This window comes from Niallia sp. 03133, from assembly GCF_052663225.1.
The window spans coordinates 86,321-111,322 of record NZ_JBQTCY010000014.1 but is presented as its reverse complement, the minus strand read 5'-3'; the positions used below and the strand labels follow the sequence as shown (position 1 = coordinate 111,322).

The following is a 25,002-nucleotide window of genomic DNA, read 5'->3' as shown; positions in this document are numbered from 1 at the left end:
ATGGAGGTATTTTTGCATGATTGTGGCTGTTTGTGAGGAAATTTTACCTTCACATCAAGAGAAAATATTACGTGAGACGGGGGAAGAAATACATCTTTACCGTACCGTCAAGGATGTTCCGGATCAAATCAAGGAATCTCTTGAAGTAATACTAGCATATGGACCGAGTTTTGACGGGCAAAAAGTAGCAACCTTTGAACGATTTCCGAAATTAAAATGGGTTCAGTGGTTTAGTGCAGGTATTGAAGATTTAGACATTCGTGAATTGGATGCACGAGACATTACGCTTACTAATGCCTCTGGAATACACGTCAAACCGATGAGTGAATATGTCCTCATGTGTATGCTTTATTTTGAAAAAGACATGGATCGCTATCAAATATTAAAGAACAAAAAACAATTTGATCGCAGCAAGCTAGTGGGGGAATTAACGAGCCGTAAAGTGCTTCTATACGGCACTGGTGTCATTGGGCAAGCGATCGCCAAAACACTTTCACTATTTGATATAACCGTTTATGGGGTAAATACCTCCGGAAAGCCTGTACCTCATTTTCAAAAGACGTATACATTAGAGGAAGCAGAAATGGAAATAGGTCATGTTGATTATGTCATTTCGCTTCTTCCGTCAACTACAAAAACAAGAAATTTCTTTACAAAATCGTATTTGCAGAAGATGAAGCCCGAATCTGTGTTCATTAGTATTGGACGTGGAGACGTAGTGGATGAGCAAGCGGTAGTAGAACTGATTCAAAGCAAGACATTAAGAGGAGCAGCGATGGATGTGTTTCAACAAGAGCCGCTTCCAGTGGATAGCCCGCTGTGGGAATGTGAGAATTTGATTTTGACACCTCATATGTCGGCAAAATCGATTTATTATATTGATCGTTGTGTTGAAATTTTTATCAATAATGTCAAAGCAAGGCGAACAGATGGAGAAATGATTAATGTTATTAATACAAGCAGAGAATATTAAAGTGAGAGGTGATTTAATGTATGCAAAAATAAAAGGTCTGCCATTATTTGATCAAGTAGAAGCTATTACGACCTCTCTTGTACAAACATTGAGTATAAATGGGACAGATGGAGAAGTACAGATTGCAGATAAGATTGAACAATTTTTACGTAGTTTTCCCTACTTTATACAACGCCCTGATCAGGTGTGGACACAAGATTTGCCGAATGATGCAATCGGCAGAAAGAATGTGTTTGCCCATATTAAAGGAAATGGAAAATCAAAAAAAGCAGTCGTTTTTCATGGGCATATGGATACGGTTGGAATTGAAGATTTTGGTGCGCTGCAATCAAGCGCTAATGATCCAGGAGCACTATTAGAGTATTTTAAAACGTATTCAGATGAAGAGATTCGCACACAGGCTTTATCTGGAGACTGGATGTTTGGACGGGGAGCACTGGATATGAAGAGTGGGGTTGCCGTTCATTTAGCGAATGTCCTCTATTTTAGTGAGAGCCTAGAAGCGTGGGATGGGGATATCATTTTTATGGCAAACCCTGTGGAGGAAAACCAACATTCAGGTGCCATCGCTGCTGTGAATGAATTGCTGCGTTTGAGCGCGGAAGAAGGGTTGGATTATGTAGCTGCAATTAACACGGATTATATTTCTGCCTTTTATCCCGGTGATACGAACAAGTACATTTACACTGGAGCAGGCGGGAAGCTTTTACCTTGTTTTTATGTGTATGGCCGTGAAACCCATGTTGGACAAACGCTTAATGGTCTTGACCCAACACTAGTTACAGCTGAATTAAATAAACGAATTAATAATAATATGGAATTAACGGAACATATTGAAGGAGAATTAATTACGCCGCCTTCTGCACTCTACCATAGAGATATGAAAGAGTTTTACAATGTACAAACCGCCGTATCCAGCCATTTATATTTTAATTTTATGGTGCTGGAAGCTTCACCGAAAGAAATTATGGAAAAATTAAAAGTGGTAGCGCAACAAGCGGTGATTGAAGTGGCAGAATATTACGAAAATAATTACGATACGTTTGCTCGTATAAATAATTTCCCATCTGACCGCCCAAATTGGGATATGGATGTCTATAGCTATGTGGAGTATTGTGAGAAGCTTTCTAAACAAGGTATAGATGTAAAGGCTGCCTCAGCACAGGTACTCAAAGAAAACCCAACACTTGAGCTGCGTGAACTTTGTTTCAAAATTGTTGACAGATTGCGAGAATTGGATCAAGCGGTAACGCCATGTGTGATTATTTTCTATGCACCACCATATTGTCCGCATAATTATTTGACTGGAAAAGGTGCAAAGGATCAAGTTATTTTACAAACGATTGAAGAGGCAACAGCAAGTGCTTCAGAGCGTACGAATGATACTTTTTCAGTAAAGAAATTCTTTCCTTATCTGTCTGATAGCAGTTATTTATCCCTTCATGATACTGATGAGGAAATTGACTATCTAGTCGATAATTTTCCTGAATGGAATAAGATTTATCCGGTACCAATAAAAGATATTCGCAAATTAAATATCCCTTCTATTAATGTTGGCGTGTATGGGTTTGATGCTCATCGCTGGACGGAACGCGTATATAAACCGTATTCCTTCGATACTGTACCAAAACTTATTCGAGATATGACAAATTCTTGGTTAAAGGCTTCTGCAAAACAATGATAAGCAAAGGAAAAGGTGATAATCATGACATTAATATCAGAAACTTTAGCAACACGCGCAAATAAAGTATTTCCGCCAATTGCACAAAGAGCAACTACTGTTGGAATTATAAAAGGAGAAGGATCTTATGTTACAGGTGAAGATGGAAAACAATATTTAGATTTTGCCAGCGGGGTAGCAGTAACAAATGTTGGGCATAACCATCCCTTTGTTGTAGAAAGAGCAAAAGCTCAAATCGATGAATTAATCCACGGCGGCCATAACGTATTGTATTATCCTGTATATGTTGAACTTGCTGAGAAGCTTAACGAATTAAACGGTGGAAACTGCAAAGTGTACTTTTCAAACAGTGGAGCGGAAGTGAATGAAGGGGCTATTAAACTAGCAAAACATGTAACGAAACGCCCGGGCATCATTTCTTTTAAACGCAGCTTCCATGGACGTACATTAGCAACAACAACATTAACAGCATCCAGCTCTTTATATCGCAAAGGATATGAAGGTCTTCTGCCTAGTGTTTATTATGCTGAATATCCTTATGCTTTTCGTACTGGATTGTCAGAAGAGGAAGAAGTAAATCGTTGTTTAGTTTCCTTAGAAGAAATCTTTAAATTCTTGATTGCTCCAGATCAAGTAGCTGCAATTATCATGGAACCAGTTCAAGGAGAAGGGGGATATATCGTTCCTCCGGCAAAATTTATCAAGAAAATTAGAGAAATTTGCGATCAACATGGCATTCTATTGATTTTTGATGAAATTCAAACTGGTTTTGGACGTACAGGAAAAATGTTTGCTTGGCAGCATTTTGATGTGCAGCCAGATATCTTGACGCTTGCAAAAGGAATTGCAAATGGATTCCCGCTAAGTGCTTTAGTTGGCAAAGCAGAATTTATGGATCAATGGACAGCGGGTACTCATGGGGGAACGTACGGAGGAAATCCTGTTTCATGTGCAGCGTCTCTTGCAGTTATTGAAATATTGGAAAGTGGTTTGCTAGAGCAATCAGTGGAAATGGCAGAATATTTTACTGGGAAACTTTCCAGCCTAGCTTCTACTTTTACGAACATTCGTGATATTCGTGGACTAGGTTTAATGATTGGAATGGAATTCGTTCAAGCAGACGGACAACCGGATGTAAAAACAGTAGCTGAATTAAAAGAAAAAGCATTAGAAAAAGGATTAATTCTCCTTACTTGTGGAACAGAAAAAAATGTTATTCGTTTTATTCCACCACTTACTGTTACAAAAGAAGAAATTGATGAAGCATTTAGCATCATCAAAGGCTCTTTGGCAGAAATACAATAATCTTCAAGAATTTCTGTCAGTATTAAACTTGTAAATACATTTTGATAGCGTAAAAGATTTTCATATGAATTTAATAGAATTATTAAAATGGAGGCCCTTAGACAACGAACTAGCAATTGGGGCCTCATATTTTATGCAAATTCGCAGCTTCCTATTCAGATTCAGTTGTTTTGGAGTATTAAACGAAGAATATACATCTTGTAGAATGATGAAAAAACAACAAACACTTAATACCTAAAAAAGGGAGAAATATTTTGTGAAACATTTAATCAACCCAAAAACAAAAAATATTCAACCATCTTTGATTAGAAAAGTATCGGACAAAGTTGCTCAATATAATAATGCAATCAATTTGACTGTAGGACAGCCAGATTTTAATACGCCTGATCAAATTAAAATGGCTGGAATACAAGCAATTGAAAAGAATCAGACGAACTATACTAGTAATGCTGGAATACTTGAATTAAGATATGCTGCAACTAAATTTATGGAGAGAAAATATCAGCTTTCCTATAATCCTGAAACGGAAGTTCTTGTTACTGCGGGAGCAACAGGAGCTTTGGATATTGCCTTTCGAACGATTCTTACAGAAGGTTGTGAAGTTCTGCTGCCAGCACCTATCTATCCAGGGTATGAACCGTTAATTAAGTTAGCTGGTGCAGTACCTGTTTATATAGACACTACTGTGAATAACTTTGTTCTAACTGCTGATATGATAAAAGAGAAAATTACAGATAAAACTCGATGTATTGTATTATCTTTTCCTTCTAATCCAATTGGAAGCATACTAAATAAAGAACAATTGATAGAGATTGCTGAGTTGCTTAGAGAAAAAGACATTTTTATTCTATCAGATGAAATTTATAGTGAATTAACCTATGGAAAACAGCATATTTCCATTGCATCGTTAAAAGGAATGAAGGAAAAAACAATTATCGTCAACGGACTTTCTAAATCCCATTCTATGACAGGCTGGAGAATAGGGCTATTATTTGCACCAGATTATCTTACGTCGGAAATATTTAAGGTTCATCAATATAGTACAACTTGTACTTGTTCTGTCAGTCAACATGCAGCGGTTGAAGCTTTAACTATTGGTATGAATGATGCATGTGAGATGAAAAAAGAGTATGAAAAGAGAATAAACTTTGTTTATGAGCGACTGAAAGAAATAGGCCTGTCAGTTCAAAAGCCTGAAGGTGCGTTCTACATCTTTCCTTCTATAAAAAGCTTAAATATAGGTTCATTGGAATTTGTTGATCAACTGCTAGATAAAATGAATGTTGCAGTTGTGCCTGGTATCGCATTTTCAGAATATGGAGAAGGATATATTCGTATTTCTTGTGCTGCTTCTTTTGAACAGCTGCAAGAAGCAATGGATCGAATGGAATCCTTTGTAAAAGAAATATTAATTCAAAAGGGAATTAAGCATTTAGCAATCTAAAGAAGGTTTTGCAATTATTACAAGTATATTATTTGTTGAAAGCTAGAAAGTTGGATTAAATATGTTAAAAAAAATTAACAAGTTATTAGTAAAAGTAATGCCTATTCTTACACCAGCAGGTTTATTAATTGGTGTTCTTTTTGGTGATAAAATTATTAGAGAAAGTATGAAGAAAAAGTCCAATTATTTCAAGGCTTTATTAGGTAGATAGAGTAGATAAAATAGGTGATTAACTGTAGAATATTTTCTAGGTATTATTTTGAGAGGTGAAGGAGCACAGAATGAATCATACATCTTTTTTTCCAAAAAACATACAAGTGGCACTTAAGAATGATCCCCCAGGTGCTTGGATGCCTGTTCTGCCGAAGGAGTGTATTCGTTTGAGTTCAGGATATCCAGCACCTGAACTTGTGCCTTCAAAGCAAATGAAAGCTGCAGTAGGCAGTTTAATAGAAGAAGAACAAGATCTGCCGTTTCATTACCTAGGAAGTTCTCGTGCGGCAAGTTTGCAGCAGCAAATACAGTCAAGGCTGGAAAAACGCGGTATTAGAGTTAGTGAAGGAGAACTGCTTATTACTTCAGGCGCATGCCAGGCAATTGATTTAATTGCACGGACTCTGCTTGATGAAGAGGCAGTAGTAGCTGTTGAATCTCCCACTTATATGGAAGCTCTTGAAATGTTCAAGAATTATACAAATAAAATTATAGCGATACCGATCGATGAGTATGGACTGAAAACCGACAAACTAGAAATGGTGCTTGAGGAAAGAAAGCGTAATGATCTCCCTCTCCCGCGTTTTCTATATACGATCCCTTCCTTCCATAATCCTACTGGAACAACCATGCCTTTTGAACGTCGGAAGCATTTGCTCGAGCTTTCGGTAAAATATGACTTTCTAGTTGTAGAGGACGATGCATATGGAGAGTTGTCTTTCAATGACAGTGTGGTTCCTTGTAAAGCAATCGATCCTGAAGAGAGGGTATTGCACGTTGGTTCATTATCCAAAGTGGTTGCACCAGGAATGAGAATTGGCTGGATAGCGGGGAACAAGGAGCTTATTTCAGCTTGCAAATGGTTTAAAAAAGATTTAAACCATCCATTTTCACAGGCGACCATGGCCATTTTTTTAGAAGAGATCCAATTTGAAGAAAGAATAAACTGGTTAAGAGAAATGTATCAGAATAGGTGTAATACAATGCTTAAGGCGTTAGAACAATTCCTTCCTTCTTCCATTACTTGGTATGTGCCGCAAGGAGGATACTTTGTGTGGGTGAAGACGCCAGGTGTAGATACTTCCCGTTTGTTAGAACAAGCTCTTGCAATGGGGGTTTCGTATGTACCAGGGAAATACTTTTTCTCCAATCAAGAGGATGGAACTGAATTCTTGCGGCTTTCATTCAGTTATTCAGATGAAGAAGATATTGTGGATGGTATTCGGAAACTTGGGGAGCTTTTTGCTCCTTACTATAATGGATAATTTAAGAAAAGCGCAAGCGCCTTGCTCATTGCCGTACGAACTGGAAGGGCTTCGACTGAGATAAAGGAAACACGATGAGCGTTAGCGAATCGATGTTGACTTATCGTAGGGAGAAGACCTGAAGTTCGATAGGCAATAGGCGCTGGAGCTAGACAGCTATCTGACTTCAAAAAACTTATACTTTCTTATCTATTAAAAAACAAACAGCTCTTGGTTCCTGACACGAGCTGTTTGTTTCATATTATATATCTTCTCGAATTAAAGGCAAGGTCGAACAGTGGATTCCTCCGCCTAGTTTTCGTATTTCTGTTAGTTCAATCGGCAATACTTCGATGCCATGGTTTTTCAGGTTTTCTATTGTCTTATGTGCATCTGCAGCAACTAGTACTCTTCCAGGTGAGACTGCTAAACAGTTTGCAGCACGTTCAGGGTCGGAAGGATCCGTATAGATTAGTTTTATCCCTCTTGATCGAAGCTCTTCTAAGAACCAATAAGGAAGACGACCTGGTTCAACAAGCGCTGTCTTATGATCGACCATTACATACATTTCATCTAAATGGATGCGATCGTTCGGAACATCTATTACAATTAAGTCAATATTTTGCCATGATAAAATTTGTCTCAGCTGATTAATTCCAGCTTGATTTATACGAATAGAACGGCCAATAATGGCTGTTTTTGCATCAAGCATCGCAAAGCTTCCACCTTCAATAAAACCTTCTCCTTGAATCGTAGCAAGAACAGGCATCCCTAATTTCGCGAAAGTTTGATATGCTGCTTTTTCTTCGCCTTGACGCATTGGCAAAGCAAGGCGGGTAAGAATAACTCCACTCGGTATAACAAGTCCAATATCCCTTGTATACATAGTTTTTGTGTGATTTGGAGAAGCAAAATCAACATCTACAACTTCGGCTCCACACCTCTCTAACATTTCACGCAGTTGATCATGCTGATAGTGCAGAAGTTCTTCATTTACTGGTTCTTTTCCTTGCAAATAACTAATAATACGTCCATTTTCATCTCGAAGAACTTGTGCATCCACATTTTCTTCGTACTGCATTTTTCGAAATAATTCTAGCTCCTTGCCAGGTCGGTGGACCAATACTTTTTTGATTTGTCCAATATAATTAGAAGCTCCCCATTTTTCTCCCCAAACTGCCTTCATAGCATTAGGTTCTGAAAAAGATTCTTTTAATAAACTTGTTCCTAAATATTCTTGAGTAGGTACTAGCATCATATTGACTCCTTTTATATGTTTTTTTTTATTAGTGATTTACATTATTTTCTTATTATCTATAGTCTCATTAACAAGTAATGAAGGATTTTTATCTGGTAAAAGATATGACAAAACAACAATACTAATAAAGCTGGCAAGCAAACCATACAAAATTGGTTGTGTTGATGTTGTTCCTTTTACAATTAAACCAACTACAATTGTTGCTGTACTGATTAACATGGAAATAAATGCCGCGTTGCTAGAGGCTTTTTTCCAGAAGAAACCTAGAACAATTGGGAAAAACATAGCACCGGATAAAATGGCATAAGCAATATCCAAGGCAACTAGGATATCCTGCACCCAAATGGCACATACAATGACGAATATACCGATGCATAGTGTGAGTAAACGAGATAAGAACAAACTTTTTTGATCAGATAATGTTGTTTTTAAAGCTGGTTTAATAATATCATTCACAAGTAGAGTAGACGAAGCTAGTAAAGTTCCAGAAGCTGTCGACATAAGTGCCGATAAGACAGATGCTAAAACAATTCCCATCAAGCCTGTCGGCAGCACATTCAATACCATATGAGCAAAAGCGTTTTGCGGGTTGTCCAAATTAGGGAATACAACAAATGCACACATTCCAATTATTGTGATTGCTATGGCATAGAATATACTGTAGATGCCTGCTCCTATACCTCCTGCTTTAACCGTACGCAAGTTTTTACCTGTAAAAGTTCTCTGCCATAAATCCTGTCCAACTAACAGCCCCAGCGTATAAAGAAGGAAATATTGAAAAATATTGGACCACCCAATACTTGTCCAATTCATATAGGAAGCAGGTACATGATCTATAAGGGAACTCCAACCGCCAGCACTTGAAAGGCTTTGTGGAAGCATAATAAAGAATATTCCTACCGTCATAATGCAAAATTGAACAACATCTGTCATCGTAATGGACCACATGCCGCCAAGTAAGGTGTATAAGAGAACAATTCCACCTCCTAATAAAATAGAAGGAATCATTCCCCAGTCAAGAAATACATTCATAATGCTTCCCATTCCAATAACTTGCGTGATAACGATCATCGCCGTATAGATAGAGCCTACGAGTGCGCTCATAATCCTTGTTTGGCTATTGTATCTCTTGAAAAGCATTTCACTAATGGTTACTACATTCAAGCCAAATAGTTTTTTCGATAAAAGGAGTGTAAGTAATAAAGTGCCTAAACCAATCATAATGACTAGCCATGCTCCTGAAATTCCATATAAAAAACCAAGCTTAGCTGTGCCAATCGTGGCAGCTCCGCCAAGAATAACTGCTGCTAAACAAGAGAGGTACATAAAAAATCCGAGATTTCTTTCAGCAACTGCATAGCCTTCCGAGGAATTTATTTTTTTTGTACCAATTACTCCCACTCCAATAATTACTAAGAAATAAATAAACATCAATATAATATCTAAAATTCCCAAATGACTACCTCCTTAAATTGTATACATGTAATGTAACATCAATCTGAATTATTCGAAAATTCGGATTTGCAATCATCGTCATATGCAAATTCAATGTGAAATTTTCTTACAATATAATTGAAACAATTAACATTTCTCTATAAAATTAATAAGTTATAAATTGAATAATATAAAGGGTGAGTGATGTGGAATTACGTCATTTGAAGACATTTGCTATTGCGGCAGAACATTTAAATTTTACAAGAGCGGCAGAAATATTAAATTTCACGCAGCCTACGGTTAGTTCGCAAATTCAGGCGCTGGAACAAGAGTTAGGTCAATCCCTATTTCTCCGTATTAATAAAAAGTTAAAACTAACACCTGCCGGAGAGATGCTTCAAAATCATGCGAACGAGGTATTACTCACGGTTCAGAAAATTGAACGGGAATTTGCTGCACTTTCACAACCGAAGGGAAATCTGATTATTGCAGCAGCGGAAGTTTATTGCACGAACTATTTACTTCCTATTACGACAGAATATATTAAAAATCATCCAAAAGTTAATATAGAAATATTATCAAGGCAAACAAGCAAGGTTATTAAAGGTATTTTAAACAAAGAATATGATATAGGAATCATTGCTGGGCAGTTTCAAGACAATACGATATCAAGTATTCACCTTGAAGAGGAAGAACTTTTGCTTGTAGTCAGTAGAGAACTTCATGAAAAATATCCACTAGATCGCCTGCTTGCAGAGCTTCCATTTATGAGGTTTAGAGCAGACGGCGATTTCCAAGATAAGATGGATATATATATGAATATGCTTCCCTTTAAACCAAACCAGACAATTCTCGTAGAAAATGAAAAAGCCATTAAACAAGGGATCATTCATCAAAAAGGGATAGGCATCATGTCAAGCAATTACGTTAAAAAGGATTTAGAAGAAGGAAAACTGGTTGCTTTACGTTTATTTGAAGAAAAGGTAATGGTAAAAACGTCTCTAATTGCACTTGAGGATAATTTGCAGTTAAATACATTTAAAACATTGTGCGATATGATACATTTTGCATGGGATAAAGCATATGAGTTGCCTTCATTTTCATAGGTTAGCAGAGATTTCAACAAGCATTAGATATGTCGAATAAATTATTAATTCCACCAAATAAGCATGCGTTTGTTAGAATAGTAAAAGCCTTTCAAAAAGATGAAAGGCTTTTACTATTCATTAATTTTGTCTATACACATAAGGATTTTTTGGCTTCTCCACTTTTGTCCATTTTGTCACCTTTAGAACAGGAATGGTCTTCTTAAATGGCTGGTAATAGATGTTTTCCAGCTTGCCAGTCACTTGAAACCATTCATCATTTTTTGTTTTTAATTCATCGGGTAGATCCAAAAGAATACCGTATACACCAGAATCAGCTATACAATGGATAATGCCAAAGCGCAGTAAAAAGACTTGATTCGCATCTAAATCTTTTTCATGATAGGAAAAACCTGTTAATGCAACTTGTTTATCCATGAATTCGCCTGGATAGTTATAGATGGTTTCTAAATCATTTAAGAAGGTACCTTCTTCTAAATGAATAGTATCTTTGTTTATTAACTTTTTCCGACCTTTATCCATTACATCAGCATACCCGTCTTTTCCATAATACCCACTTGTATCTGGCTGGAGAAACTGATGCTGGCTATATTGATCTCCCTCCTTATAAACTGGAAAAAACAACCCTTTTTTTGCCACAATATTAGAATCCAATGTCGCAACAGGCAAAAATAGTCCCGTGAATATAGGAGTTAATAATACAAGAAACGTAAATCCTCTTTTCCACCAAGTATTTTCCTCTTTTGCATGATCATGTCCACAGTGGTCAGCGCAATCTTTATGAGCATGATCCTCCCGTTTTACATAAAAATAAATGCAAATTAAGGAGAAAATAATAAAAATATAAATAGCTGCCTCGGAAATATATGCATATTTCATATTAATATATTTCGAAATATCGCCAGAGGCATGAAGATGCAAAAATAAATAAGTAAAACCGATTAATACTAATATTCGTAACATATTCAAGCCTCCTTATAAAACGATGGTTACGAGTAAGACAGTAATAGTAATAATTACTATTAATATAAGAACAAATTTGCTTTTAAATGTACTTAACAGCATAAAAGTATTCTTAATATCCAGCATTGGTCCAAACACTAAAAAGGCAACAAGGGATCCAGTAGAAAAACTGCTTCTAAAACTAGCGGCCACAAAAGCATCTGCCTGCGAGCAAAGACTTAACACATAGGCTAATCCCATCATCACAAGGTGGGAGGAAAAAGGGCCATTGCCAATGGAAACGAGGGTAGATGTCTTAATAAACGTTTGTACCGCTGCAGCGATAAGGGAACCAAGCACCAAGTATTTTCCGACTGAAAAGAATTCATCAATCGAATGTTTTAGCATAGCAGCGATTCTTTCTTTAAAAGAATGATAATGAGTATGACTGGATAGTTCACTTTTTAATGGAGATTGCTTAATAAATAGTTTTAGAAGAATTCCTACGATAATACTGACAATCAGCGCAATTCCTCCGCGATACAGCACCATGGTCCAGCTGTTTCCAAAGGCAATATAAGTAGAAAACAATACAATTGGATTAATGATTGGTCCGGTCATCATAAACGCAATAGCTGCAGGAAGGGAAACCCCTTTTAAAAGCAGGCGTCTTGCAATTGGAACGATTCCACATTCGCATGCTGGAATAATGCTTCCTAATAGAGAGGCAACAATAACGGATAAAATTGTATTTTTTGGCATGATTTTTGCAATCATTTCGTCAGATACAAAAATTTGAATAATGCCTGATACAATAACGCCAATTAATATAAATGGCAAAGCCTCTATTATAATGCTGATAAATATTGTATTCATTTGAAACAAAGTTTGAGTATTCATAAACAACCCCTATTTTTAAGTTAATACTTGTACATAATTAGTTCGCAAAGTCGTTTTTTAGTTTAGCACGTCTAAATTAAGATTTTATGAAAAATAAATAGGTAATTTCTGTGAATTTGAATAGGGGAGAAGCACGAGAAGGGAAATAGACATAAAAAAGCATAACGCCTTTGCGCTATGCTAATGGGGAGACAAAGTGTTAATTGCAAAACAATTTGGCATCCTATAAAGTTCAACTAACCATCAGTGGGGGTTTTCTTCATCCCCCACTGATGGTTAGTTGAACTTATCGGGCCTTTACGGGCAGTTATCCCCCACCTAGCTTCCTCGATTCCTCAACATCCCCGAGGTGGGGGTCTTACTGCCCGTTAAGAGTGGGATAAAGCTTTTGCCATGACTTTTGGAAAAAGAACAGAGCTCTCTAAATCAAAGAATTGGACAACCTCTGATTCTAAATCCTCTAACCGTTTATGTACCACTCGTTGTGTAGCACAGGATCCTTCCGGCGGTGTGTATTGGTTTGTTTGTTCTCGCAGTTTGTTAAGAAGGCATCTTACATTAGCTTGGTTTTGCTGTGCCGTTTCGATTGATTCTTGAAGTTGTGTTGCCATGATGTTTGAATCTGGATCTTGTGCTGCTAACAGCTGTGGAAAATCTATCGTATCTTCTCGAATTATTTGTTGTTCTAATTGTAATTTTATTTCATGGAATAGGCTGTGAAGTGTATATATATGAGGATTTTTTGCTCCATGTGCTCGCAGCATTTTTGTTAAGTATGGACTTAGCTGAGGCAATTCTTCGATTAAATAGCGATGATGTTTTGTACGAATATAGTCAATCAACTCTTTTGTATTTGCAGATTGATTATTTATGCTCATAGCAGCTAACGACTTTGTATCATTATACAATGAATTCAGTTTTGTTAAAATCTCTTCTGTTGGAAGATTTGCTTCAGTTGTGGCAGTAAGTATCTGTCTATTTCCTCCGCAGCAGAAATTTATTTCATATGACTTTAAAATGTCTGTTGCTTTTGGCAGCAGTGCGACAATATCACGGATAATTGATTGTTCAGTAAAAACGGCGTCCATTCCGATCCCTCCATAAATTTATTTTGCATACCCTTTAAGTCTATCTTTCACAGAAACATAATGCAGTGTTAAATATCACAATCAATTAATGAATTGCCTATTTTTCGAGGAGAATTAGCCGAATTTCAGCTAAATAGGATGATTTTTTTTGATAATTCAATAAATTGTCATAATATATTAAAATCTTCTGAATATTTTAATATATACTTACCTTATAAAAAATACTTATAGGAGGTAGTAACATGAGAATAAGCGCAAGAAATCAATTAGAAGGAAAAGTAGTAGCTGTTACAGAAGGGGCGGTAAATGCTAAGGTAGATGTAGATTTAGGAGAAGGGAAAATAATTACTTCCATCATCTCAATGGATGCTTTAAAAGAATTGGAATTGACAGAGGGCTCATCTGTTACAACATTGATTAAAGCTTCTTCTGTTTTATTAATGGCATAATTTTGCATTTATAATACATAAACATCCTTATTTGGTAATAGGGATGTTTTTTATTAAAAATAGTACTTTCACCTATTGCATGGAAATGAATACACTGATTTCAACATGTATTTAGGAGGGAGTATAAATGAATTCAAAATATCCTATTATGGTTATGATAAGAAATGTGAGAAAGTGCCAATAACATATCCTCCTCAGCAGCAGTATAGACAGCCTGGGTTGGAGTATATAATGGTTCCGCGGCCAATTTATGATAATCCAAACTATAAAGGAACAGGAAAGCAATGGGGGGCAAATGGTTACAACTTAATGAAAGACAAGTAGGATGGAAGTATGGGGAGATGCTCTCAAGGACCGAAAGCGGAAAAACAAGCAAAAGGCAAAAGCATCCTAAATAGTACAAGCGTTTTAATAAGATGAAGGCTAAAGAGCAAAACTCCTTTCAAGATGGTCAAATACAGCCATCTATTTTTATACCCAATTTCATTACATGGGGTAAAATGGTCAATAAAGAGTGTAAATACAATGTGCTAGAAAAGGGGTATTTATTATGAAGCCAACAGTGTATATAACAAGAAAACTTCCAGATGAAATTATTGCAAAAGTAGAAAAACACTGTGATGTTCGCATGTGGGAAGAAATGGATAAGCCCGTTCCCTATGAAGTATTAGAAAAGGAGATTGAATATATCGATGGGCTTTTTTGTTTATTAACAGAATCGGTCGACAAGGCATTATTAGATAAAGCAAAACAATTAAAAGTCATTAGCAATATGGCGGTTGGCTATAATAACATTGATATTGATGCCGCAAAAGAAAAGGGAATTACGGTGACGAATACACCAGGTGTTTTAACGGAAACAACAGCAGATTTAACATTTGCTTTATTAATGACAACTGCTAGAAGATTAGTCGAAGCCAGCGACTTTTTAAAGAATGGAAAATGGCAATCTTGGTCGCCGATGCAATTAACAGGCCAAGATATATATGGTGCAACGATAGGCATTATCGGAATGGGAAGAATTGCTGCCTCACTAGCGAAAAGAGCGAAAGGCTTTGATATGAATATCCTTTATTACAACCGCAGCCGCAAATTCTCTCTAGAAAAAGAGCTTTCGATGCAATATACAGAACTGGAGGATTTATTAAAACGGTCCGATTTCGTATGTATTATGACGCCATATACACCAGACACAAAAAATATGATTGCAGCTAAAGAATTAGCATTTATGAAAAAAACAGCAATATTAATTAATACTGCCCGCGGCGGAATTGTAAACGAAGAGGATCTGTATAAAGCATTAACGGCAAAAAGCATTTGGGCAGCTGGTCTTGATGTTTTTGAAGAAGAACCTATTTCTATTTACCATCGCCTGCTTACTCTTGATAATGTTGTGGCAGTTCCGCATATAGGTAGTGCGAGCATTAAAACTAGATTGAAAATGGCAGAACTTGCTGCAGATAATCTACTTTTAGCACTACATAATCAAACTCCCAAACATGTCGTTGTCTAATAGAAAAGTTGAAAAAGGGAATAAGCAAAAAAAAAAAGGAAAATTAAATGCTCTTTGCAGATGCATTTAATTTTCCTTTGCTGTTTTTTCATTATCATCTTGGTTGTCTAGTGATTGCGGCTGCCATCCATAAAGATCATTAATTTCTTTGACTATTTGATTTAAAAAATCGTCTGTAATAATATCATCTCTTTCGATATTCATCGTGATCACCTCTTTTAATTATAGTATGCAGTTAAACAGATAATTTATTCAGCTTAAGCTAAAGGGAAGTATATATAATATGGTATAAATCAAGTGGCTGCAGAATTATCTTCTTTTCTCTTTTTATGAAAAATCTCTACTCTATAAGATGGTTGAAAGGGCTTAATGCTTAAGAATAGTTTGCTAAGAATCCTTATGGTGGGGTTTTGTAAATGAGCTATAGTAATATCATGAGAGAGGTTAATCGTTAACTTCTTACTATTATTATACACTAAATTATCGGAAAATTCACAATCTGTTCATAAAAAAATGAATATTTTTTTGAAAAAAAATAGGAAACATACTCATTTAATACGGAAAAAAAGTAATTCGATCCGTTTAAAAGATTAGGAAAGATTACTAAGAATTCATCTACAATAAAAAAAATACAATAACGTATTTACATTCACGCTGCGTCAACGTTTATGATGTAATTGTCAGGAGGTTATTGTATGGAATATACCGTGAAAAAGTTGGGACAATTAGCAGGAGTAAGCACTAGAACATTAAGATATTATGATGAAATTGGCATTCTTAAGCCGGCGAGAATCAATTCATCCGGTTATCGAATTTATGGGCAGACAGAGGTAGACCAATTGCAGCAGATTCTTTTTTACCGAGAGTTGGGAGTAAATTTAGAAACGATAAAAAATATGATGATGTCACCAACTTTTCATTTGGAAGATGCATTAAAGGACCATCGAGAAAAGCTCCTGGCAAAACGAGAACAGTTAGATACATTGATAAAAAATGTAGAGAAAACCATTGCTGAAAAAGAAGGGAGAATAACGATGAGCAATAAAGAAAAGTTTGAAGGATTTAAACAGAAAATGATAAATGAAAATGAGAAGAAATACGGAAAAGAGATTCGCGAGAAATATGGAGAGGAGACGGTTGATCATTCGAATGCAAAGCTGATGAACATGACAGAAGAAGAGTATGAAAAAGTGACAAAACTTGCTGAGGATGTGATGAAAACGTTGGGTGAAGCTTTTCAAACGGGAGATCCGGCAAGTGACTTGGCACAAAAAGCAGCAGAACTTCATAAACAATGGCTTACATTTTATTGGATCTCTTACAGTAAAGAAGCACATGCTGGCCTTGCCCAAATGTATGTAGACGATGAAAGATTTACTGCTTATTATGATAAAGAGCAGCCGGGAATGGCGGAATTCTTGCGTGATGCTATTCATATTTTTACAGGAGTAAAAGGCTAAGGGAGAACGAATTAATTTAGTACATTATAAAATTCAAGCTTTCCATCAGTGGGGGTTTTGTTTATCCCCCACCTAGCTTCCTCGATTTCTCAGCATCTTGAGGTGGGGGGGGTTACTGCCCGTTAAGAGTGGGATAAATATAGAGTCAACAGCAAAAAATACTGATGAGATTCCACAATCTTATCAGTATTTTTTGTTAACGGAGAAAAGAAAATAATGATTGCAGGAATAATTTTTCAAAAAAAGAAACAAAACAGTAGCGTAATATACCGTACGGGGGTATAATGTAAATATAAGTTATACAAAGGGGTGCTTTTATTGGAGATAGAATTAAAGGAGAATCATGAAGATGAAACATCTTGTCATGTTGCCAGCGAACGAAAAAGTCATCATTCCGAAAAAGTGAAAAAAAATCTAGTTACTAGGCTAAATCGTGTAGAAGGACAAATAAGGGGAATAAAGGGATTAATTGAAAAAGATACGTATTGTGATGATGTCATTACCCAAATTGCAGCAACACAATCTGCTTTAAACAGTGTAGCAAAAATCTTATTAGAAGGGCATATGAAAAACTGTGTTGTCGATCGAATCCAAGAAGGCGATATGGAAGTATTAGATGAAGTATTGGTAACCATTCAAAAATTAATGAAAAAATAAGGAGTGTTGAACATGGAAAAAGCAACATTAAATGTGGAAGGTATGTCATGTGGCCATTGTGTAAAAACTATTGAGGGCAGTGTAGGAGAACTTTCAGGAGTATCTGCTGTTAAAGTTAACCTTGAAGAAGGACTTGTGGACGTAGCGTTTAACGGAAATGAAGTAAGTTTGGACGCAATTAAAGAAACGATTGATGACCAAGGATATGATGTGAAGTAATTACCTGATTGAATAGGAATTCGGTTCGATTTTCCTTAAAAATAATTTGGGGCTTAAACTTATGTGTACTAAGAGAGCCTCTTTCTTTTTTATGAAAATATACCCCGTAGAGGTATAAGGAGGTTTGGAGATGAGCGAAGCATTGCAAAGAAATGAAAATAGTGTGCAGCATATAAAAGAAAATCAGTTTCAAATAACTGGCATGACATGTGCAGCTTGTGCGACTAGAATTGAAAAAGGATTAAAGAAAATGGAAGGCGTAACAGAAGCAACCGTTAATTTAGCGTTAGAAAAAGCAACCGTTAAATATTTGGAGGAACAATTAACAGCAAAAGATATTCAGTCAAAAGTAGAAGGCCTTGGTTATGGGATTGTGCAGGAAAAGATGGAACTCGCGATTACAGGCATGACATGTGCAGCTTGTGCCACAAGAATCGAAAAAGGATTAAAGAAAATGGAAGGTGTGAACGGGGCAACGGTAAACTTAGCGTTGGAAAAAGCGACCGTTGAATATAATCCATCTGTTGCTGCTGTAAAAGAAATAATCGGCAAAGTAGAAAAACTTGGTTATGGAGCAAGCATACAAACGGAAAAAAATGAAAAAGAAGTAAAGGATTATCGGCAAAATGAATTAAAAAAACAACAGCGGAAATTTATTATCTCCCTAATTTTCTCGCTTCCGCTTTTATGGACGATGGTTGCCCACTTTCGTTTTACTTCCTTTTTGTATGTTCCAGAGGTATTGATGAACCCATGGGTGCAGTTATTATTAGCAACACCTGTCCAGTTTATTATTGGGAAACAATTTTACATCGGGGCATACAAGGCGCTGAAGAATTATAGTGCCAATATGGATGTCCTTGTAGCATTAGGTACATCAGCTGCTTATTTTTACAGTGTATATTTAGCATTTCAATCGCTTGGGCATCAAGGACACACGGAAGGTCTGTACTTTGAAACAAGTTCTGTTCTTATTACATTAATTATTTTAGGAAAAGTGTTTGAAACAAAAGCAAAAGGGAGATCTTCTGAAGCGATAAAAAAGTTAATGGGATTGCAGGCAAAAACAGCTACTGTATGGCGAGACGGTGCGGAGGAAGTGATTCCTCTTGAAGAAGTGGCAAAAGGAGATATTGTTTTCGTCAAACCAGGCGAAAAAATTCCAGTTGATGGAGAAATAATAGAAGGATTATCAGCTATTGATGAATCAATGATTACCGGGGAAAGCGTCCCAGTAGATAAACAAGTGGGAGATGCGGTTATTGGCGCTACCATTAATAAAAACGGATTTCTAAAGATAAAGGCAGTAAAGGTCGGAAAAGAAACAGCACTTTCCCAAATAATAAAAGTAGTGGAAGAAGCGCAAGGATCAAAGGCGCCTATTCAACGGCTTGCGGATATTATTTCAGGAATTTTTGTACCAGTAGTTGTTGGAATAGCAATCCTTACTTTCTTGATTTGGTTTTTTGCTGTAGAACCTGGCAATTTTGCAGAAAGCTTGGAAAAGTTAATAGCAGTACTTGTTATTGCTTGTCCTTGTGCACTTGGTCTTGCCACACCTACTTCTATTATGGCTGGTTCAGGCAGGGCAGCAGAATACGGTATTCTGTTTAAAGGTGGAGAGCATTTGGAAATGACACATAAGATTGATACCGTTTTATTAGATAAAACAGGTACGGTAACAAACGGCACTCCCATCTTAACTGATGTGAAAACAGTTTTTGAGGAAGCATATTTCTTATCCCTTGTGGCGTCTGCTGAAAATCAATCAGAGCATCCATTGGCACAAGCGATTGTTAGTGGAGTGAAGGAAAAAAATATTTCGCTGAAATTGGTGTCTGATTTCGAAGCAATACCTGGATTTGGCATCAAAGCAAAGGTAGAGTCAGAAGAAGTATTAGTCGGTACACGCCGATTAATGAAGAATCACAACATTGCAATTGATTCAATCCTTCAAGAAATGGATGCTTTAGAAGTAAAAGGAAAAACAGCAATGCTTGTTGCTGTAAATGGAGAGTATGCAGGATTGGTTGCAGTGGCAGATACGATAAAAGACTCTTCAAAAGAAGCGATCGAGAGAATTCGGCAGCTTGGCGTAGATGTAGTAATGATTACAGGGGATAATAAGAAGACTGCAGAAGCAATTGCCTCACAGGCAGGCATTGAGAAAGTAATTGCCGAAGTGCTTCCGGAAGGAAAAGCAGAAGAAGTGAAAAAGCTGCAAAAGCAAGGAAAAAAGGTTGCGATGGTTGGCGATGGAATTAATGATGCGCCAGCTCTTGCCTTAGCAGATATAGGAATGGCTATTGGTACTGGTACTGATATCGCTATGGAGGCTGCAGATATTACTTTAATCAGAGGCGATTTAAACAGTATTGCCGACAGTATGATGATGAGCAAAAAAACGATGCGCAATATTAGACAAAACCTTTTTTGGGCATTCGCTTATAATGTAATTGGCATTCCGATTGCTGCATTTGGATTTTTAGCACCATGGCTGGCAGGAGCAGCAATGGCTTTCAGTTCCATATCGGTTGTGTTTAATGCTCTTCGATTACAGAGAGTAAAATTGTAAAAGCATTTAGTTTTAAGGATAAAAGCGGAAGCGCCTTGGTCAGCCCTGAAGAAAAATGTTCCTTTGACTTTTAGAGGAAAAGGGGTATTTTTCTTCAGGGATAGGTGCTGGAGCTAGACGTAGACCAAGATGCTTTAGCTATTCACAACTCCGGTTTGTTTATAATTTCCTACAGAAATAAAAAAGTTCATAATTTGATACTCTTCTATCCATACTAATTTTGTACGTTTAAAAATTTTAGTATAGACGGAGGAAAGAACAATGACGAAAGAAAAAAAATCAGAATATGATAATCAATGGGCAACTGCTAATGTAGAGGTTACAGCAAGTTCAAAAGAAAATAAAAAAAGTGAAACAAATAATCAATGGGCGAATACAAATAAAAAATCAATGGAATAATGGTGTTTAAAGATGTCATTGTGTACAAAATGACAAACTTTTTAAGCTGATGAATCAAAGATAAAAAGCTTCCTGTCTGAAGGAAGCTTTTATCTTTAGCGCTTTTTGAGGTAAAGAAACATTTCTTTTCAGCACTGTAAAAAGAAATGAGTTTCGTCCAATAGAAGGCTTATCAAGCCGTCAATCTAGCCCCTGTAAAAGATAAACTCTTGTCTCTAAAAGTAAAAAGCACTCTCTTGAATCAAAAGACATTTTTCTTCAAGGTGTCTGTGCTTTTCTTATTTTACTGCTTCAGGTACGGTTAAACCTAATCCTTCTGCAATGCGTGTTCCATATTCAGGATCAGCTTTATAGAAATGGCCGATTTGGCGAAGTTTAATTTCCTCTAATTCAACTGGTTTCATGGCACCGACGATATTTTCCACTAATCGTTTCCGTTCTTCTTCGGACATTAGACGGTATAAATCACCTGCTTGTGTATAATGATCGTTATGATCGTATGCGACACTATCTGCTACACCGGATACTGCAAAGGCTGTTGTTTTGTCTTCAGCAGATTCAGTTGGTCCGCCAAAACTGTTCGGTTCATAATAGACAGAACCGCCTCCGTTTCCGTCAAAACGCATTTGTCCATCACGTTGATAATGATTTACAGGGCATTTTGGACGATTGATCGGTAATGCTTGATGGTTGGCTCCGACTCTGTAACGATGTGCATCACTATATGCAAAAAGCCGCCCTTGCAGCATTTTATCTGGAGATGCCTCAACGCCAGGCACGAATGTTCCAGGAGAAAATGTAGCTTGTTCTACTTCTGCAAAGTAGTTTTCAGGATTACGGTCAAGAACCATGCGACCAACCTCGATTAATGGGTAGTCTTTTTGTGACCATACTTTCGTTACATCAAATGGATCAAAACGGTATGTGTTTGCATCTTCAAAAGGCATAATTTGTACATATAGCGTCCATGCAGGGAAATCACCTTTTTCAATCGCATTAAATAAATCTTCTGTATGGTAATCAGGATTTTCACCAGCAATTTTAGCAGCTGCATCCACTGCTAAGTTTTTAACACCTTGTTCTGTTTTGAAATGATACTTAATCCAAACAGCTTCTCCCTCTTTATTTACCCATTTAAATGTATGGCTTCCAAATCCGTGCATATGTCTTAATGTTGCCGGAATACCGCGGTCAGACATAAGAATCGATACTTGATGTAAAGATTCTGGAGAATGAGACCAGAAATCCCATACTGCAGTTGGATTTTTTAAATGTGTTTTTGGATCTCTTTTTTGTGTATGGATGAAATCAGGGAATTTAATCGCATCGCGGATAAAGAATACAGGTGTATTATTTCCGACAATATCATAATTCCCTTCTTCTGTATAAAATTTCACAGCAAATCCACGTGGGTCGCGTACAGTATCAGCAGATCCTAGTTCGCCGGCAACTGTTGAAAAACGAATAAACAATGGTGTTCTTTTTCCAACTTCTGATAAAAAGTTTGCTTTTGTATAATTAGTTAGATCATTTGTTACTTCAAAATAACCATGTGCACCTGCACCTTTAGCATGAACCACACGTTCTGGAACACGCTCTCTATTAAAATGAGCTAATTTTTCTAGTAAATGAACATCTTGAATTAATGTTGGACCACGGTGACCTGCCGTCATCGAGTTTTGATTATCTCCAACAGGAGCTCCCCAACTGGTTGTTAGTTTATTATTTGTCATTTAAAATCACCTCATAATTTTTTATAATTTCTTTGTCTTAAACAATAATAACATTTATAATAAAGAAATCAATCCTATTTTATAATTATTATAAATAAAGTTATTGTAAGTAAAGTGTAAAGACAAATTCATAATGATTAATTAGCAATCATGATAATAAATTACAATAATTTTCCACGTATATATAGAATAATAGAAAAATACTAAAATTACTAACAAAAAGAGTTTGGGTTAAATTCAATTATGTACAATCACCTAATTGGAAGAGCCAACATACCTTTATAAAAGAAAAGTTTTTTAAGAAGATTGTTACCTTTTTGAACACACACTTTAAGGGAGGAATATGCTTGTATCCTTACAATTAATATAGGCCGCAAAATTGGCAAGACATTTTAAATTTGCTGCAAAGAAGTTTGTACGCTGAAGAAATGGTTTGTGCGATGAGTAGCGAGCTTTATCTATTCCGCAAACGAATAATTTAAAGGGGAATAATGAAATGCATAATCATTCAGTACCGGCATCTTATCATCGTGTGACGGCTGTTGGATCGGCTCAAAGGCTGACAACTAGCGAGCAGAGACAATCAATTATTGATACGATGACAGCTTGTATACAAAATGCCGAGAAGCAGGATCGTTCTGTGAAAAAATGGTTAGGTGTTATGGAGGAAAATGCTAGTTCTGAATTTAAACCATTTATTCAACTGATTATCCGCTGGCAAAATCAGACTGAATTTTATTTAAATCAAGCGAAGTCTGAACTAATTAAAATGGGTATTTCCATTCCAGCAGAAGTCGAACAGCAGAGCGGAGAGTATAATAGGTATTAAAGCTTAGCTTCCATCAGTGAGAAAAAGATTCTTGCTAATGGAAGTTTTTTTGCGTACTTTAAGTTGTATATGTTGTTTTAAAATATAGTTTGATAATTTAACACAAAGTTTGGTAAAACACTGTATTAATATAGGTTTTTTCTTTTGACCCTTAAACTTCATTTGTATTGTTCAATTAAAGGGCCATTTAATGGAGTAAGAGGTTCCATACCACTTTTTTTATAAAGCAACCTAGGTTCTTTAGAAGACGAAAACGTTGATATATCAAATTATGAAAAGAAGCCATCCGGAATAAATTCCGAAGGGCTTCATATCCAAATAAGTTTTTCGCATTAATATTTAAGAACTAACTTAATGCGTTAACCAGGCTCTTTCCGAATTCTTTCGCACCATCTGGTCCATCGCCTGTAATAATATCATCATGTGATACGACATGTTGTTCAACGTATTCTACGTTATGAGCTTTTAATTCGTTCTTTTGTACGTCAACTGGGTAGCATGTTGCTTTTCGGCCAGTAAGTAAACCTGTTTTAGCTACAGTTACAGCTCCGGCACAAATTCCTGCTACAAGAACATTTTGTTTATGAGTTTGTTTCAAGTAGCTTAGCAATTCTTGATTTCCCCATAGATGATCGTTCGTACCAGATCCCCCAATGACAGCAAGAGCATCATAATCAGTGGCTGAAACCTCAGAGAAGATCACTTCAGCGTTTATCTTGCCTTGATAGTCACCAGTAATTTCACCTGTTTTTGTGCTTGCAATGGTTACTTCGACCCCTGCATTTTCTAATGCTTCTTTAGGTTGAAATAATTCATCTTCATTAAATCGTTCTGGTGGTATAATTAATAATACTTTTTTACTCATATATGTTTGCCTCCTAAAATAGAAAAAGATTTGTATTTAAGAACTAACTTCATTCTACCGATGGTTTTCTACATTGTGAAGAATGCACTTTTTTGTGCGGAGGTTACCAAACGGTTACTATTAAAGAAAAGGAGATAACTCCATGTCGGATATATTAAGAGAAGAGATTAAAAAGAGAATAATAAATCATGATTATCATTGCGAAAAAGAACTTACTTTATCGATTATTAGCGGAAAGTGGAAAGTGGTTATTTTGTGGCATTTAGGTGTAGAAGGACCACATCGCTTCAGCGAACTTCAAAGACTTTTCCCCGGAATATCTCATAAGGTTTTAACAAGCCAATTACGTGAGCTGATAGAAGATGGAATCGTTCATAGAGAAGTGTTTCCGGAAATTCCTCCAAAAGTCGAATATTCAATGACTGAGCTTGGGATGACATTGCTACCAATCATTGAGATGATGTATGAATGGGGAAAAAAACAAATAGATCAAATTAAACAAGAAAATAATTATTTAAAATAAGAAAAATAACCAGATCGTTTCCTTAAATAAATTGCCTGTGCCATAGCAAAAGTTATATCGAATAGGACAAAAAAGATATTTTATTGAGTAGAAATCGCAGACTTAATCCGAAATTTTAATCCTTACTTATGTTAAAAAAGAAGAAAGAGAAATAAGTTTTTTCTTGTTTCACAATTGAGCGCTCTTTAATGG

Annotated in this window: 23 protein-coding genes and 1 pseudogene; 16 read left to right on the top strand and 8 right to left on the bottom strand. The window is 36.3% G+C overall.

The genetic code is table 11. From position 1 onward, the window contains the following. The first annotated feature begins 16 nt into the window (after positions 1–16). From ACTYBU_RS18550 to ACTYBU_RS18530, 5 genes are all read left to right on the top strand, one after another. Complete coding sequence (locus ACTYBU_RS18550; RefSeq protein ID WP_445492011.1) at positions 17–973, top strand: D-2-hydroxyacid dehydrogenase; 957 nt, start codon at positions 17–19, stop codon at positions 971–973. Continuing rightward, a complete protein-coding gene (locus ACTYBU_RS18545; protein WP_445492009.1) occupies positions 945–2,654 on the top strand; it encodes a M20/M25/M40 family metallo-hydrolase in 1,710 nt (569 codons plus the stop codon). The genes ACTYBU_RS18550 and ACTYBU_RS18545 overlap by 29 nt, the downstream gene beginning before the upstream one ends. Positions 2,655–2,678: 24 nt before the next feature. Then, the gene (locus ACTYBU_RS18540; protein ID WP_445492007.1) at positions 2,679–3,959 is read left to right on the top strand and encodes an aspartate aminotransferase family protein; all 1,281 of its coding nucleotides are present in this window, start codon (positions 2,679–2,681) and stop codon (positions 3,957–3,959) included. A gap of 256 nt (positions 3,960–4,215) precedes the next feature. Continuing rightward, positions 4,216–5,403, top strand: a complete 1,188-nt coding sequence (locus ACTYBU_RS18535) for an aminotransferase A (protein WP_445492005.1) — start codon at positions 4,216–4,218, stop codon at positions 5,401–5,403. A 281-nt stretch (positions 5,404–5,684) separates the two neighbouring features. Next, a complete protein-coding gene (locus ACTYBU_RS18530) occupies positions 5,685–6,881 on the top strand; it encodes an aminotransferase-like domain-containing protein (protein ID WP_445492003.1) in 1,197 nt (398 codons plus the stop codon). Between the two features lie 241 nt (positions 6,882–7,122). On the opposite strand, the gene ACTYBU_RS18525 is transcribed toward ACTYBU_RS18530, so the two are convergent. Together ACTYBU_RS18525 and ACTYBU_RS18520 are read right to left on the bottom strand one after the other, a co-directional pair. After that, positions 7,123–8,115: a dimethylarginine dimethylaminohydrolase family protein gene (locus tag ACTYBU_RS18525; protein ID WP_445492001.1), complete on the bottom strand. Its 993-nt coding sequence runs from the start codon at positions 8,113–8,115 to the stop codon at positions 7,123–7,125. Between the two features lie 39 nt (positions 8,116–8,154). Further along, positions 8,155–9,573, bottom strand: a complete 1,419-nt coding sequence (locus ACTYBU_RS18520) for a sodium:solute symporter (protein WP_445491999.1) — start codon at positions 9,571–9,573, stop codon at positions 8,155–8,157. A gap of 185 nt (positions 9,574–9,758) precedes the next feature. Here ACTYBU_RS18520 and ACTYBU_RS18515 point away from each other — a divergent pair, with 185 nt between their 5' ends. After that, entirely contained in the window at positions 9,759–10,658 is a 900-nt protein-coding gene (locus tag ACTYBU_RS18515) for a LysR family transcriptional regulator (protein WP_445491998.1), read from the top strand. A 120-nt stretch (positions 10,659–10,778) separates the two neighbouring features. On the opposite strand, the gene ACTYBU_RS18510 is transcribed toward ACTYBU_RS18515, so the two are convergent. The 3 genes from ACTYBU_RS18510 to ACTYBU_RS18500 form a co-directional block, all read right to left on the bottom strand. Then, positions 10,779–11,621: a TIGR03943 family putative permease subunit gene (locus ACTYBU_RS18510; RefSeq protein ID WP_445491996.1), complete on the bottom strand. Its 843-nt coding sequence runs from the start codon at positions 11,619–11,621 to the stop codon at positions 10,779–10,781. Positions 11,622–11,633: 12 nt separating this feature from the next. Beyond that, positions 11,634–12,500 (bottom strand): permease, encoded by an 867-nt coding sequence (locus ACTYBU_RS18505; protein WP_445491995.1) that lies wholly within the window; start codon positions 12,498–12,500, stop codon positions 11,634–11,636. Between the two features lie 368 nt (positions 12,501–12,868). Continuing rightward, on the bottom strand, positions 12,869–13,588 hold the full coding sequence (locus ACTYBU_RS18500) for a DUF542 domain-containing protein (RefSeq protein ID WP_445491993.1): 720 nt from the start codon (positions 13,586–13,588) through the stop codon (positions 12,869–12,871). A 242-nt stretch (positions 13,589–13,830) separates the two neighbouring features. Here ACTYBU_RS18500 and ACTYBU_RS18495 point away from each other — a divergent pair, with 242 nt between their 5' ends. The 3 genes and pseudogenes from ACTYBU_RS18495 to ACTYBU_RS18485 all read left to right on the top strand — a co-directional run bounded on the left by ACTYBU_RS18495 (position 13,831) and on the right by ACTYBU_RS18485 (position 15,550). Then, positions 13,831–14,037 (top strand): TOBE domain-containing protein, encoded by a 207-nt coding sequence (locus ACTYBU_RS18495; protein ID WP_445491991.1) that lies wholly within the window; start codon positions 13,831–13,833, stop codon positions 14,035–14,037. Between the two features lie 127 nt (positions 14,038–14,164). Beyond that, positions 14,165–14,319, top strand: a pseudogene (locus ACTYBU_RS18490) (NAD(P)-dependent oxidoreductase); the annotation flags it as partial. A 268-nt stretch (positions 14,320–14,587) separates the two neighbouring features. Continuing rightward, on the top strand, positions 14,588–15,550 hold the full coding sequence (locus tag ACTYBU_RS18485; RefSeq protein WP_445491990.1) for a 2-hydroxyacid dehydrogenase: 963 nt from the start codon (positions 14,588–14,590) through the stop codon (positions 15,548–15,550). A gap of 66 nt (positions 15,551–15,616) precedes the next feature. Here the strand turns inward: ACTYBU_RS18485 and ACTYBU_RS18480 are convergent, their stop codons facing one another. Then, positions 15,617–15,754, bottom strand: coding sequence for a hypothetical protein (locus tag ACTYBU_RS18480; protein ID WP_445491988.1), 138 nt, complete (start codon positions 15,752–15,754; stop codon positions 15,617–15,619). A gap of 491 nt (positions 15,755–16,245) precedes the next feature. Between ACTYBU_RS18480 and ACTYBU_RS18475 the strand changes: the two genes are divergently transcribed. The 5 genes from ACTYBU_RS18475 (at position 16,246) to ACTYBU_RS18455 (ending at position 20,860) form a co-directional block, all read left to right on the top strand. Next, positions 16,246–17,010 (top strand): MerR family transcriptional regulator, encoded by a 765-nt coding sequence (locus ACTYBU_RS18475; protein WP_445491986.1) that lies wholly within the window; start codon positions 16,246–16,248, stop codon positions 17,008–17,010. A gap of 318 nt (positions 17,011–17,328) precedes the next feature. Beyond that, positions 17,329–17,667, top strand: coding sequence for a metal-sensitive transcriptional regulator (locus tag ACTYBU_RS18470; RefSeq protein WP_445491985.1), 339 nt, complete (start codon positions 17,329–17,331; stop codon positions 17,665–17,667). A gap of 12 nt (positions 17,668–17,679) precedes the next feature. Continuing rightward, positions 17,680–17,886, top strand: a complete 207-nt coding sequence (gene copZ / locus ACTYBU_RS18465) for a copper chaperone CopZ (protein WP_445491983.1) — start codon at positions 17,680–17,682, stop codon at positions 17,884–17,886. 130 nt (positions 17,887–18,016) lie between these two features. Continuing rightward, positions 18,017–20,461: a heavy metal translocating P-type ATPase gene (locus tag ACTYBU_RS18460; RefSeq protein ID WP_445491982.1), complete on the top strand. Its 2,445-nt coding sequence runs from the start codon at positions 18,017–18,019 to the stop codon at positions 20,459–20,461. Positions 20,462–20,722: 261 nt separating this feature from the next. Then, a complete protein-coding gene (locus ACTYBU_RS18455) occupies positions 20,723–20,860 on the top strand; it encodes a hypothetical protein (protein WP_445491980.1) in 138 nt (45 codons plus the stop codon). A 278-nt stretch (positions 20,861–21,138) separates the two neighbouring features. Here the strand turns inward: ACTYBU_RS18455 and katA are convergent, their stop codons facing one another. Continuing rightward, positions 21,139–22,593 carry a catalase KatA gene (gene katA / locus ACTYBU_RS18450; protein WP_445491978.1) on the bottom strand — a complete coding sequence of 485 codons (1,455 nt, stop codon included), beginning with the start codon at positions 22,591–22,593 and terminating at the stop codon, positions 21,139–21,141. Positions 22,594–23,089: 496 nt separating this feature from the next. On the opposite strand from katA, the gene ACTYBU_RS18445 reads away from it, so the two are divergent. Then, positions 23,090–23,422, top strand: a complete 333-nt coding sequence (locus ACTYBU_RS18445; RefSeq protein WP_445491976.1) for a hypothetical protein — start codon at positions 23,090–23,092, stop codon at positions 23,420–23,422. Between the two features lie 346 nt (positions 23,423–23,768). Here the strand turns inward: ACTYBU_RS18445 and ACTYBU_RS18440 are convergent, their stop codons facing one another. Next, entirely contained in the window at positions 23,769–24,287 is a 519-nt protein-coding gene (locus tag ACTYBU_RS18440; protein WP_445491974.1) for a DJ-1/PfpI family protein, read from the bottom strand. 142 nt (positions 24,288–24,429) lie between these two features. On the opposite strand from ACTYBU_RS18440, the gene ACTYBU_RS18435 reads away from it, so the two are divergent. After that, complete coding sequence (locus tag ACTYBU_RS18435; protein ID WP_445491973.1) at positions 24,430–24,810, top strand: winged helix-turn-helix transcriptional regulator; 381 nt, start codon at positions 24,430–24,432, stop codon at positions 24,808–24,810. Positions 24,811–25,002: the final 192 nt, after the last annotated feature.

Coding starts and splice junctions, on each gene's coding strand:
- ACTYBU_RS18550 (WP_445492011.1), top strand. CDS start 17: ATGATTGTGGCTGTTTGTGAGGAAATTTTACCTTCACATCAAGAGAAA.
- ACTYBU_RS18545 (WP_445492009.1), top strand. CDS start 945: ATGTTATTAATACAAGCAGAGAATATTAAAGTGAGAGGTGATTTAATG.
- ACTYBU_RS18540 (WP_445492007.1), top strand. CDS start 2,679: ATGACATTAATATCAGAAACTTTAGCAACACGCGCAAATAAAGTATTT.
- ACTYBU_RS18530 (WP_445492003.1), top strand. CDS start 5,685: ATGAATCATACATCTTTTTTTCCAAAAAACATACAAGTGGCACTTAAG.
- ACTYBU_RS18525 (WP_445492001.1), bottom strand. CDS start 8,115: ATGCTAGTACCTACTCAAGAATATTTAGGAACAAGTTTATTAAAAGAA.
- ACTYBU_RS18510 (WP_445491996.1), bottom strand. CDS start 11,621: ATGTTACGAATATTAGTATTAATCGGTTTTACTTATTTATTTTTGCAT.
- ACTYBU_RS18505 (WP_445491995.1), bottom strand. CDS start 12,500: ATGAATACTCAAACTTTGTTTCAAATGAATACAATATTTATCAGCATT.
- ACTYBU_RS18500 (WP_445491993.1), bottom strand. CDS start 13,588: ATGGACGCCGTTTTTACTGAACAATCAATTATCCGTGATATTGTCGCA.
- ACTYBU_RS18495 (WP_445491991.1), top strand. CDS start 13,831: ATGAGAATAAGCGCAAGAAATCAATTAGAAGGAAAAGTAGTAGCTGTT.
- ACTYBU_RS18485 (WP_445491990.1), top strand. CDS start 14,588: ATGAAGCCAACAGTGTATATAACAAGAAAACTTCCAGATGAAATTATT.
- ACTYBU_RS18480 (WP_445491988.1), bottom strand. CDS start 15,754: ATGAATATCGAAAGAGATGATATTATTACAGACGATTTTTTAAATCAA.
- ACTYBU_RS18475 (WP_445491986.1), top strand. CDS start 16,246: ATGGAATATACCGTGAAAAAGTTGGGACAATTAGCAGGAGTAAGCACT.
- copZ (WP_445491983.1), top strand. CDS start 17,680: ATGGAAAAAGCAACATTAAATGTGGAAGGTATGTCATGTGGCCATTGT.
- ACTYBU_RS18460 (WP_445491982.1), top strand. CDS start 18,017: ATGAGCGAAGCATTGCAAAGAAATGAAAATAGTGTGCAGCATATAAAA.
- ACTYBU_RS18455 (WP_445491980.1), top strand. CDS start 20,723: ATGACGAAAGAAAAAAAATCAGAATATGATAATCAATGGGCAACTGCT.
- katA (WP_445491978.1), bottom strand. CDS start 22,593: ATGACAAATAATAAACTAACAACCAGTTGGGGAGCTCCTGTTGGAGAT.
- ACTYBU_RS18445 (WP_445491976.1), top strand. CDS start 23,090: ATGCATAATCATTCAGTACCGGCATCTTATCATCGTGTGACGGCTGTT.
- ACTYBU_RS18440 (WP_445491974.1), bottom strand. CDS start 24,287: ATGAGTAAAAAAGTATTATTAATTATACCACCAGAACGATTTAATGAA.
- ACTYBU_RS18435 (WP_445491973.1), top strand. CDS start 24,430: ATGTCGGATATATTAAGAGAAGAGATTAAAAAGAGAATAATAAATCAT.